The sequence below is a fragment of the Lysinibacillus parviboronicapiens genome (assembly GCF_003049605.2).
Taxonomy (GTDB): domain Bacteria; phylum Bacillota; class Bacilli; order Bacillales_A; family Planococcaceae; genus Lysinibacillus; species Lysinibacillus parviboronicapiens.
Window position 1 is genome coordinate 3323170 of sequence record NZ_CP073713.1, and the last position, 12645, is coordinate 3335814.

The 12645-nt window shown below is 38.1% G+C and carries 11 protein-coding genes and 1 pseudogene; all 12 read right to left on the minus strand.

Features of this window, described 5'->3' with window-relative positions; translation table 11 throughout:
• Positions 1-151 precede the first annotated feature (151 nt).
• The 12 genes and pseudogenes from udk to C9J31_RS24340 all read right to left on the minus strand — a co-directional run bounded on the left by udk (position 152) and on the right by C9J31_RS24340 (position 12591).
• Positions 152-790: a uridine kinase gene (gene udk / locus C9J31_RS16100; protein WP_107924775.1), complete on the minus strand. Its 639-nt coding sequence runs from the start codon at positions 788-790 to the stop codon at positions 152-154.
• Positions 790-2070, minus strand: a complete 1281-nt coding sequence (locus C9J31_RS16105; RefSeq protein ID WP_107951106.1) for a peptidase U32 family protein — start codon at positions 2068-2070, stop codon at positions 790-792. Before C9J31_RS16105 ends, udk begins: the two co-directional genes overlap by 1 nt.
• 14 nt (positions 2071-2084) lie before the next feature.
• Entirely contained in the window at positions 2085-3017 is a 933-nt protein-coding gene (locus C9J31_RS16110) for a peptidase U32 family protein (RefSeq protein ID WP_107951105.1), read from the minus strand.
• Between the two features lie 5 nt (positions 3018-3022).
• Positions 3023-3655, minus strand: a complete 633-nt coding sequence (locus C9J31_RS16115; RefSeq protein WP_107924777.1) for an O-methyltransferase — start codon at positions 3653-3655, stop codon at positions 3023-3025.
• Positions 3656-4484: 829 nt separating this feature from the next.
• Complete coding sequence (mltG, locus tag C9J31_RS16120) at positions 4485-5612, minus strand: endolytic transglycosylase MltG (RefSeq protein ID WP_107951104.1); 1128 nt, start codon at positions 5610-5612, stop codon at positions 4485-4487.
• 132 nt (positions 5613-5744) lie between these two features.
• Positions 5745-6932, minus strand: a complete 1188-nt coding sequence (locus tag C9J31_RS16125) for an acyl-CoA dehydrogenase family protein (protein ID WP_107951103.1) — start codon at positions 6930-6932, stop codon at positions 5745-5747.
• Entirely contained in the window at positions 6929-8275 is a 1347-nt protein-coding gene (locus C9J31_RS16130; protein WP_107951102.1) for an LLM class flavin-dependent oxidoreductase, read from the minus strand. The genes C9J31_RS16125 and C9J31_RS16130 overlap by 4 nt, the downstream gene beginning before the upstream one ends.
• 16 nt (positions 8276-8291) lie before the next feature.
• Positions 8292-9128 (minus strand): MetQ/NlpA family ABC transporter substrate-binding protein, encoded by an 837-nt coding sequence (locus tag C9J31_RS16135; RefSeq protein ID WP_107951101.1) that lies wholly within the window; start codon positions 9126-9128, stop codon positions 8292-8294.
• Positions 9129-9143: 15 nt separating this feature from the next.
• A complete protein-coding gene (locus tag C9J31_RS16140; RefSeq protein WP_054767777.1) occupies positions 9144-9797 on the minus strand; it encodes a methionine ABC transporter permease in 654 nt (217 codons plus the stop codon).
• Positions 9739-10818: pseudogene (locus tag C9J31_RS16145) on the minus strand (methionine ABC transporter ATP-binding protein). Before C9J31_RS16145 ends, C9J31_RS16140 begins: the two are co-directional and overlap by 59 nt.
• Positions 10819-10875: 57 nt before the next feature.
• Complete coding sequence (locus C9J31_RS16150) at positions 10876-11685, minus strand: MetQ/NlpA family ABC transporter substrate-binding protein (protein ID WP_202973817.1); 810 nt, start codon at positions 11683-11685, stop codon at positions 10876-10878.
• Between the two features lie 378 nt (positions 11686-12063).
• The gene (locus C9J31_RS24340; protein WP_107951099.1) at positions 12064-12591 is read right to left on the minus strand and encodes a DUF1292 domain-containing protein; all 528 of its coding nucleotides are present in this window, start codon (positions 12589-12591) and stop codon (positions 12064-12066) included.
• Between the last annotated feature and the right edge of the window lie 54 nt (positions 12592-12645).

A 12645-nucleotide genomic window follows, 5' to 3' on the forward strand; every position in this document is an offset into this window, starting at 1 on the left:
TAAAACTCGACCAAATGCATGCAATGATGCATTTAATCGAATTTTATTATTTTTAATCCATTTCAAAATGCTCTTTGACCTAATAGTATGCATGCTTTACAAGTATATGCATCGATAAGCATGTAAATATTGTCAATACCACTCTATCTTATTACAATACGTGGTCAGTTTCAAGAATAGTTTTAATTTTCGTTACCATCAAATCGATTGCCACCTCATTATCCCCACCTTCAGGAATAATAATATCAGCATAACGTTTTGTTGGTTCAATAAATAAATTATGCATCGGACGAACTGCAGATAGGTACTGATCGATTACAGAATCCGTTGTACGTCCTCGCTCTTTAATATCACGTAGTATACGACGGATAATACGTAAATCAGAATCTGTATCTACAAATAATTTAATATCCATTAAATCACGTAAATCTGCATCTTCTAGTACTAAAATACCTTCTAATATAATAACATCGACTGGGGCTACCTGAATTACTTCCTGCGCCCTTGTATGTTGTACATAGTCATATACAGGTTTTTCAATAGGCTGACGCTTTAATAGCTTGTTAATATGCTCAATTAGCAAATCATTATCAAACGCAAGTGGATGGTCATAGTTTGTCTCTAAACGCTCCTCAAACGTTAAATGACTTTGATCTTTGTAGTAATAATCTTGCTCGATTACCACTACGGAATGCTCACGGAAAACATCATAAATAGCACGTGTCACACTCGTTTTACCCGAGCATGAGCCACCAGCGATTCCGATGACGACTGGACGCTTTGTTGCCATTAATTATTCTCCTTTCGCATCATATTATGCGGTTTTAAAGGCGTATCGCATTTAAATTTAACAATTTGTAATGGATGACGTGCCGCATCTAGGCTATTACCATCCTCATCCCAAATTTCACCCATTGTTAAGCGGAAGTTTTCAATTTCTGGCCCAAAGAATTCTACTTCGTCTCCAGGTTTAAAATAGTTACGCTGTTGCATTGTCACAATGTTTGATGCTGGATCATGGTCTAAAATTAACCCTGCAAATTCATAGGTCGTTTTACGGCCATGAACGCCAAACATTTGCTCTTCGTGGCCAGGCGCATCATGGAAGAATGCTTCCGCTGTGTCACGATTTGCACATTTATCTAGCTCTTCAAGCCATTCACGTTTAATGATGAAGTTATCTGGATCAGCACAATAAGCATCAATTACTTTACGATAAACAGAAACTACGGTTGCCACATAATGTATTGATTTCATGCGGCCTTCTACCTTTAACGAATCAATACCAAGCTCAATCATATGAGGAATTGCTTCAATTAATTTTAAATCTTTTGGGCTCATAGCAAACGGCGCATGATTATCATCGAATAATGCTTTTTCCGCACCGTCTTCTACCTCATATAAATCATAATCCCAACGACAAGATTGACAGCATCCTCCACGGTTAGAGTCACGTGCAGTCATATGATTAGATAGTACACATCGGCCAGAATAAGCGATACACATTGCACCATGAACAAACGCTTCGATTTCAATATCGACTTTTTCCTTCATTAGCTTCATTTCTTCGCCGCCTACTTCACGTGCTAATACTACACGGTGTAAGCCCTCTTCTTTCCAATACTGTACTGCCTTCCAGTTAGATAGAGATTGTTGTGTAGAAAGATGAATTTCAAGCTTAGGTGCAACAGTACGGCATGTTTCAATAATTAACGGGTCCGCTACGATAATGCCCGTTACACCCGCAGATTCAATATCCTTTAAATACTGCTCTAAGCCATCCATATTTTCATTGTGGGCAAAAATATTCGTTGTCACATAGATTTTTGCGCCATATTTGTTGGCGAATTCTACACCCTCACGCATTTCCTCAATAGAGAAGTTATCTGCGCTTGAACGAAGACCGAATTCACGACCACCAATAAATACAGCATCTGCACCGTAATGAACGGCCACTTTTAATTTTTCTAAGCTACCTGCGGGGGCAAGTAGTTCAGGTTTCTTTGTAATGACACGCTTACCATCCACGATTCCACGGATTTTGTCATTTTGTTCTAATGCTAATGCCATGTTCTTGCCACCTCCTAGTACACTGTTTCTTTGAAGATAAACCCAGTATCGAGAGGTCTGATTGCTGGCTGAATGTCTTCAATTTTTGCTAGTAAATCATCTTTAATGTCTTCATAAGCATCTTCTGATTCGTCAAAATATGTGTCAATTGCTTGACGATAAGCTTGTGTTACCGTTACAACGTATTCCGGTGTTTGCAGTACACCTTCAATTTTTAATGCATCAATACCAGCCTCGAATAATTCTCCGAGCTCATCGATCATGCACATATCATTTGGACTGAAAATATGTGTACCATTTGCATCCTCATAAATCGGATACTTATTGTTACGTTCATCATCATGAAGGAACATATTCCGATTTTCCTTACGATTTTCAATCTCCATAACTTTTTCTTGATATAAGAAATAATGGCCTAATAAAGGACGCTTCGATTGGAACATACATGTCATACCATGCACCTGTACTTCTATTTCCATCTCGACATTTTCTTTGATTTCTAACACTTCATCTAACGAAAGTTCACGAGCTAGAACCGCTCGAGTGGCACCACGTTTTCCCCAGTAATTAGCCGTAAACCAGTTTGTCGCGGTTGTTTCTGGATTCCAGTGCAGTGGAATTGTGACACCTTGCTCACGACGTACGATGATAACAGCAGGGTCACCGTAAATTAAACGGTCAACGCCAATTCGCTGCATCTCTTCTAAATAGTTGCCAAGCGCTTCTAGTTTTTCATTATGGAAAAGCGCATTCACTGCCACATATACTTTCTTACCTGCTGCATGAATAAGCTTTGTTGCTTCTTCTACTTCGCTGACAGAAAATTCTCCAGCTAGACGAAGGCCAAATTGTTGTTCACCAATGACAAAAGCATCTGCTCCAGTTTCTAATAATGCTTTTACATGGTCCACCGTCTGTGGTGTTACAAGCAATTCAGGTTTTTTCATAGTAGTCACCTCTTCAAACATAATAATAAGCCATCACCGACTGGTAAAAATGCACTTGTATAATCAGGATGATGCATAATCCAATCAGTGAAGTTTTTTAAATTTCGAATCATAGTGCGCTTGCGACGCGGCACGTCCTTTAAGTCCAAATCTGACAAGCCATGCATATACATATTATCGATATATAACACTCCACCTGATTTCACAAGCGGCGCATATTTTTCAAAAAAACGTTGATATTGTCCTTTTGCTGCATCAATAAAAACTGCATCGAATGCCGTATGAATCGCCTCATCATCCACTTCTAAGGCGTCCCCCTCAATAACAGTAATACGATTTGAATCCGTGGATCGTGCTATATAATCCTTTGCTTTCTTAACCCGGTCTACATCACGCTCAATCGTAACGATTTGCACATTTGGCAAAGCTTGTGCCATACGTAGTGCCGAATAACCGATGGCCGTACCAATTTCTAAAATGTTAGATGGATTTTGAATACGCAGTAACTGATTCAATGCATCTATGCCTGCAAGTTGCATAATTGGTACATGATGGTCCTTCGCATACGCTTCCATTTCTAAAAGCAAATCATTACGTGGTTGAATAAATGATTGTATATATGCATCCGATAATTCCATTGTTTTATTTACACCTCAATTAATCACACCACCGCAGAATTGCCATTGACCCATTGCTAGCACACTGTTTTCACATAGATAACAATACGTCCAAATTCACATTGCATGTAGCAATGCAAGAAGGTAGAGTCGATGTCAATAACCTAGGATAACCATAGAAATTGGCATTTTTAGCTTTAGACCTTTCCTCAATTTTGACATTCGCTGGGCGCTTTCACTTGACTCAGTTGAGTTTGAATCTCAATTGAGCCTAAAATATTTTTTGGCACTTATCCCCGTAGTAGAGGATTCTGTAGCTATCGCTCACTTAAAACATATTTTCGTCACATAAAAAAGACCTGCTGATAAATTACAAGCAACGAGAGAAGCCCCATTGACGATACCCATATTTCATCATCATTTACTACAAAAAGAAAAAGACCAAACGTGATGTCTTGGTACTTTGCCATACAAAAATGAGCAATTGTTTTTTCGAATATGCTCGAAACAATTGCCACCACGTATATATTGAATCAATTACACTAGGTGTAATTGCGTCCAGATGATGAATTGTGTGAACACAATCCAATACTTGCAGAGTCTTTATTGACGCTTCATTTTCGCGTAAAAAACAGCTGTGACAATCACGGAGGCATTAACTTTATTCTACAGTCATTTCCTATGCCTGCTTACGGCAAGTCGAAACCTGCACTTGCATCAACCTATAAAGGTAGTATTTTGCTGAATAATGTTAAAATCACAACTTATAATAGCATGAAAATAGAAGGAAAGCTATTTTTCTTTCCTTCTATTCATGCTATTGCATATGCTTTTTTCTATTTACATGCAACTATTCAGCTTGGCGTAAATATTTTTCTACCTTTTGTAAATGCTCATCATAAGTTTTCGAGAAGTGGTTGACCCCTTCTTTATCAGCTAAGAAATAGAAATAATCCGTTTTGCTAGGATTTAACGACGCTTCAATCGATGTTTTTCCAGCACCCGCAATTGGTCCAGGTGGTAAGCCTTTGTTTTTGTATGTGTTATAAGCATTTTCTACTTCTAAATCTTCGTATAGTACACGGTCTTTATGAGATCCAAGTGCATATAAAACAGTTGGGTCTGTTTGCAATGGCATGCCTTCATCGATACGATTAAAGAATACACTTGCTATTGTTTCACGATCTGTTTGCGCTGTCGCTTCTTCCTCCAATAATGAGGCAAATGTTAAAAGCTGATGCACTGACATTTGTTTTTCAGTTAAAACATCACTGTAATTTTTCACAACATTATTCATAGCGGCTATCATTTCTTCTACTATAGACTCTAAGGAAGGTTTTTCTTCAAAGTATGAATACGTTGCTGGGAATAAATAGCCCTCTAAATCATAGCGAATATTATCTGCTAAAACAGCCTCTGTCACAAGTTCAGGATAGTTGGCCATCATTTGCTGCACAAACGTCTCACTTGTCACAAGTTCCATAAATTCTTTTTGCGTATACGGCGTTTTCTTCTCAATAATTTTACCTATTTGTTCAAGTGTTAAGCCTTCTGGTATTGTCATTGCGAAGACTGGCGTACGATAAACTTTCCCAGTTTTTAAACTCTCGATCAGCTCGTCCAATGTCATAGCTTGTGTTAAATCATAATTTCCAGCTTGGAATTGTGATTCATTTTTAAACTTGGCATAATACTTAAAAACGCGTGCATCTTTAATAATTTTCTTATCTTCTAATAAAGCCGAAATAGACCCTAAACTTGAACCAATTGGTACTTCAACGGCAATTGTTTTTGTTGCATCAGGATCCATCGGCTTTAGTGCACTCTTCACATAGTTATAGCCCATAAAACCAACAATCCCTAATACTAGAACAAAAACAATTGCTATAATAGCAACTATTTTTCTCACAATTTTTACCTCAGATTTTTTTTCCTGCATTTTTGAAAACATTTCTTGTTTTTTTGAACCGTTATCCACGGGTTTCCCCCCTATCACTATCCAATATCATACTAGAAATCAACTTTTACGACAAACAGAAATCGACAATTCAGGAGAATTAGCACACATAAAAAAATCTGCTGACACTTTTGTCAGCAGATTACCTGATTTTCATAATTGAAAAGCACCTTGTTTTTCGTCCACCAATAAGCCTTGTGCAAGTTGTGAAATGACCACATCGTCAGCAGGTGGATTGAAACGGCTGCACTGTACGTCCCGGAATAAGCGCTGCAATTTATTGGATTTCGAAATGCTACGCCCACCAACAATTTGCATAGCTTTTGTCACAATTTCAATCACATTATTACAAATCATATACTTTGCAATACTCACATCATCCGCTAATTGCTCCTTAATAGCTGGAATCTGTTCTACCTGCGAGGCAATGCTATAAAGAGTACGTCTGGCTGTTTGATACAACACTTCCATTTCGCCAATTTTTTGTTGTACATGACTAGCATGGGCAATCGTATTATTAAGACTGTATGAATAGGTATTTTTCGCACAGTCAATCGCATAATCCCTGGCAGACCCTGCAATACCTAAATAGACAGCTGGAATTTCTAGTGAATAGACCCGACCATCTGCTAAAAAACGATTCACTTCATTCGGGCGATGACGGTATAATAATGCTTCTTCAGGCACAAATGTGTCATGAAAAATAATATCATGACTACCAGTAGCACGCATGCCCATCGCATCCCATGTATTAAGAACTTCTACCTGCTCGTTTTTCGTCATTAAAAACTCCGCAGTTAAATTTTCTTCTTCTAAATAGGCGATAATCGTAAATTGCTTTAATATCGGCGCTAATGAAGCAAAGGCCTTCTCACCTGAAATAATATAGCCACCATTAACTTTTTTAGCAATCGTCCCAGGCAAGCTACCGCGTGAAATATTGCCCTTCCCACGCTCACTATTTATAATATTTAGTAACGATCCTTCCTCAACCGCTTTACGGCTCAGTTCTGCAAACACTGGTTCTGGCCATGTCCTTGCCTCTCGAACATTTAAAAAGGTTAATAAATGCCAGCCGACTGACAGTGCAGTTGAAGCATCACCTCGAGCTAACTGCTCCTGAACTAATAACAGTTCATAGAGTGAAATTTCATCCCCTCCATATTTTTTCGGCACTGTTAATCGGAAATAACCCGCATCTTCTAAAATTTTAAAATGCTCAAATGGAAATTCTCCACGTTCATCATAGGTAGCTGCCGTTTTTTCAATTTGTGTGGATAAGCCACGAGCATATTGTACAAGCTGTTGTTCACGTTCATTGCGAATAAAAACATCGCTCATTGTGGTGTCACCTTGCTTTTGACAAATCGATTTTCAGGTATTTTCAGCCCTAAATGCTCTCGCAAGGTCGAACCTGTATAATCTTTTCGATAAATGCCGCGTTCTTGTAAAATGGGGATTACCTTTTCTACAAAGTCCTCTAAATCACGTGGTAAAAGTGGGAATTGCAACATAAAGCCATCTGCTGCATGCTCTTTAATCCAACGCTCCATCTCATCGGCAATTTGAATGGGTGTCCCTACAAAAGCATCACGGCGTGCCGGACCGAATAGGCGAGCATATAAATCCCCAACCTTTAAATTTTCTTTTTTAATAATGTCTAAATGTTCATAGAAATGACTTTGAATACTGTTGACCTTCGGGAATTCTACTTCGATTGCTGGTGTATCTAAAGAATACTTCGAAAAGTCAACATTACCCATATAACCTGACACAAACTTCAAACTCTCATACGGATCTATCAGCGCTTGTAACTCATTGTACTTACGATTGGCTTCTTCCTCCGTATCACCGACAATCGGTGAAATACCCTGTAATATAAGAAGCTCTTCTTCCGAACGACCAAATGGAGCAAGTTGCGCCTTTAAATTACGATAATGCTCCTTCGACTTTTCTATATCATCCCAGTGTACAAAAACTACTTCAGCTGTCCGTGCAGCCAATTTTTGTCCAGGCTTCGACGCACCTGCTTCCACAATAACAGGCTGCCCTTGTACTGAACGAGCGATATTTAACGGACCCTTTACCGATAAATATTGTCCTTTGAAGGCCGTTTCATGGACCTTCTCTCGGCGATAAAAAATGTTATTTTGACGATCATAAACAAAAGCATCATCTTCCCATGAATCCCATAATGACTGGACGACATCAATAAATTCCTCTGCACGTTCGTATCGATGATCGTGCTCCCAATGCTTATCACGACTAAAGTTTTGAGCCGTTTCACCAGTTGCGTCGGCGGTCGTTACTAAATTCCATGCAACGCGACCGTTACTTATATGGTCAATAGACATTAACTGTCTCGCCAACACATATGGCTCACTATACGTTGTAGATGCGGTTGCACCTAAACCAATTTTTGTCGTTGCTGCCGCTAAAGCTGTAATCTGAATGAGTGGGTCAAAACGATTTAAAATATGTGGATGAGATTCATGATTAATTGCTAAACTGTCTGCCACAAAAGCAATATCAAATTTACCCTTCTCCGCAATCTGAGCTGCCTTTTGCAATGCTTGAATATCAATACTTGCATTTACCTGCCCTTTCGGATGTTTCCACGCTGCAACATGCATCCCTGCACCTATTAAATACAACGCTAACTTCAATTCCTTGTTGTTTACCATAATCATCACTCCCTTTTTAATATGAATAAAACTTCTTCCATGAAGCTAATTCTTCCAATGACATCTTTACAGGAATATAATTCCCCTTTGAAATTTCTTGAATGAAATCCGCCGTGTCTTCACGTTGATAGATGTCCACAACTTGTTTCAATATGGTATTGTCCTTATCTTCGGCCTTTGCCACAATCACATTGATAAATGGTTTTGCAGTTTCATTCTCATGAATAATAGCGTCCTTTAAAAGCAAGCCAGCTTCTACTGCCACACCATTATTAATAACCGCGAAATCTGCATCTTCCATAACGCGTGGTGTTGTTGCACCGTCAACAGGTAACAGTGTTAAATTTTTCGGATTGTCTTTAATACGGTCCTCTCCACCATTGCCATCAAAATCATCTGAAACTGTCAGTAGATCATATTCTTGCAGTAATAACAATGCACGTCCCCAGTTTGACGGATCGTTTGGTACAGCAATTTTAGCACCTTCTTTGATATCCGCTAATGAGCTGTATTTGTTGGAATATAGACCAATAGGTGCCATAATCGTCGTACCTATCGCCTGTAAATCTGTATCATTATTTGTATTAAATAAATTTAAGTAGGCTACATGCTGAAAGGCATTAATATCCACTTCATCTTCTGCTAACGCTTGATTTGGATCGAATTGTGCGGAGAACGTAACGAGTACTAGCTCAAGGTCTTCCTTCGCCGCTTGTTCTTTTATATATTCCCATGTTTTCAGTTCTGAGCTGCGAATCCCCACTTTTACGACATCCTTTTCTTCGGATTTCCCACATGCTACAAGTAAAAAGAGCAATGTAAGCAATCCTAGGAGAACGTGAATTTTTTTCATTGTAAGACTTCCCTTCTACGACACTCTTCTTAGTTTTCTTTCAAAGCTATTGCCGATACTTTGAATAATTTGAACGAGCACAACTAAAATCACAACCGTTACTAAAATCGTGACATTATCAAAGCGCTGATAGCCATATGTTAGAGCTACATCACCAAGACCACCGCCACCAACTGCGCCTGCCATTGCTGTAGCTCCAATTAAGCCAATAGTGGCCGTAGTGACACTTAAAATCAATGATGGGAAAGCTTCAGGCAACAAAAATTTACGGATAATTTGAAACGGAGAGGCCCCCATTGCCTTTGCTGCTTCGATGATGCCCTCATCCACTTCAAGTAATGAATTTTCTATTAATCTTGAAATATACGGTCCAATATGCAAAATAAGCGGCACAATTGCTGCTGTTGTACCAATCGCCGTACCAACAATTAAACGTGTAAATGGAATAATGGCAACCAGTAAAATAATAAAGGGAATGGAGCGCAGCGTATTTACAATAGGATTCACGATAGAGAAGAATAATTTATTTTCCAAAATATGTCCTTTTCTTGTTACAACCAATGTAATGCCTAAAATAAAGCCCAAGATAGCTCCGAAAAATAACGAGATACTAACCATGTACAGCGTATCCAACACTGCGTCGATAATGATTTGCGCGCTCACCTTCATGTGCACTGACCTCCTCCATCTGAATATTTTTATGTTGAATATATAAAAAAGCCTTTTGTATTTCTGCCTTAGGACCCACAAGTTCGACGATTAAATGTCCAAAAGGTATACCTTGTAGCTCAGTAATATTACCAAACAGTACATTTACATCGACATTGAATCTCTTTGCCACCTGCGAGACGACCGGTTGCCCAACATCCACTCCGATAAATTTCATGTTATAAACCCGTTTTTAGCCATTGTTTTCTTTAAGTTGCTCATAGATTGACAGAGGAATGTCATCACGTACGACTGATTGCACAAAGTTTTTAGTTGTGTCTTCCTTCGGTGCTGAAAAAATGTCAAGTACATTCCCTTCTTCAATAATTTGACCGTTTTCCATGACTGCAACACGATTACATATGTCGCGTATTACTTCCATTTCATGAGTAATCATTAAAATTGTAATACTGAACTCAATATTGACACGCTTTAATAGCTCTAAAATGGATTTTGTCGTTTGTGGATCAAGCGCACTTGTCGCTTCATCACACAATAAAATTTTGGGCTTTGTGACAAGGGCACGCGCTATCCCGACCCGTTGCTTTTGACCACCTGATAATTCGTCTATATAACGATTGGCCTTATCTTCTAGGCCAACAAATGCTAATACCTCGCTTACTTGAGATTCAATTATTGTTTTTTGGGTACCAGCTAACTCTAATGGCATCGCCACATTTTCAAAAACCGTTTTAGAGTTGAGAAGATTGAAATGTTGGAAAATCATCCCGATTTTTTTCTTTTCCTCTCGTAATTGCTTTTTACTCAACGAAGTAAGATTTATGCCATTTACAAGAACCTGACCTGCTGTTGGCTCTTCCAATAAGTTTACGGTTCTAATCAAGGTACTTTTACCAGCTCCGCTAAAACCAATAACGCCAAATATATCCCCTTTCTGAACGGTCAAATTGATGTGATTCAGGGCCTTCACAGTGGATTGCCCTACCTGAAATTCCTTCGTCGTTTCGATAAATTCAATCATGCATTTTTACCTCCTTGTCAGTGAACCTTTTGCCGTTATAATTTTGCAAAATGTATGTTAAAAAGCTGGAACGACAGCACCTTTATATTGTTCTTCAAAAAACTGGCGCGCCTTATCACTTGTCAACCATTTGACAACTTTTTGAATGGCAGCATCATCCTTTTTATCTTTTGTCGTGGCGATAATATTGACATATGGTGATTGTGAATCTTCAATGATGAGTGCATCCTTCACAGGGTTATAGCCCCCTTCTAAGGCATAATTCGTATTAATGGCAGATGCGTCTACATCGTCTAATGAACGAACTAAAAACAGTGAATCCACCCCAATAAATTGAATATTTTTTTCGTTTTTTGTTATATCCTCGACTGTAAAATCATTTTGCTTTGCATCATCTAATTCAATCAGACCATTGCTCTCAAACAATAATAATGCACGAGAAAAATTGACGACATCATTTGGTACCGCTACTTTTGCATTGTGTGGTAAATCATCTATGTGATCGATTGTTTTTGAGTACACACCAAACGGTTCAATGTGAATACCTTTTACACTTACTAAATCTAAATGGCTTTCTTTATTCGTCTGCTCTAAAAATGGGATGTGCTGAAAATAATTGAAATCCAATTCACCGTCTGCTGTTTGTTGATTTGTTTGTACGGCATCCTTTAAAATAGAAATTTCTAATTTCACACCCTCTTTTGCTATATCATCTGCCAAATATTCCAGTACTTGTGCATGAGGTACACTTGCTGCCCCTACTTTTAATGTGACCGTTTCATCCTTACTTGCCTCACCTGATGCAGCACAACCTGCTAATACGCTAATCACTAACACACTGACTAACAATACCCCTAATTTCGTCAATCCAATATCCCCCTTTGTAAATAAATTTACTTGGTTTTATAACGAAATAAAAAATAGAATATTCTTGCACATATAAAATTCACTCTCAAAAAATCAAATAATTTGAAATTTCTTATTTTTATTTAAACAAATCTTATCTGTTTACTCGTAATTGGTCAATGCCACTTTATCTTATTTTTTCCTTACAATTAAAAAATCACGAACGTAAAAATCACGAAAATCAATTATTTTCTCGTTAATGACAAATATTAAATTAAAAATACACATTTTACGTTTGTAGATAGAAAACTTTTAGTGATACGATAGAAATTTTCAATTAGGCTTACGTCTAAAACGTCAAAAAAACTCCGAATAGCATATCGCCACTCAGAGTTTCATTTATAATTCATTTAATATATCTTCCACAAATGCCCATTCTTCATCTGTTTCAATTGGTAGTAATTCCTCAATATAGCCTTCTTCATTTGGCACAAACTGCGCAGCAAAAATATCTCGCTCCTCAATTGGCTCGTCCGTCGCAGGGACGTAGAGCACATACGATTTAGCAAATTGTTCTGATGTAAACGTATGAATTACCTCACACACTTGATCATTACCTTCTTCATCTGTCACTGTAATAAGTTGTGGCTGTTCTTCAAATTCATCAAGCAGTGTTAAAACAACCTCATTAATCATTTCCCACTCTGCCTCTGTTTCAACAGGCTGTAAATTGGTCATTTCTCCATTGTTGTCATCATAGTCGAACGTCATGGCTGAGATATCGCCGGGAATTTCATTGCCATCTGCATCAATTAGTGAAAACAGTACATAGGATTTTTCTTCCGCGTCGAATGTAAAGACTACACGACATTTTTGCTCCTTGCCATCCTTACCTATTATCATAAACTCTTGTATTTCTTCGTTCATTCAAACATCACTCCTTCTTCAAAACAATTGTCTTAAACAACATCAAAATTACGT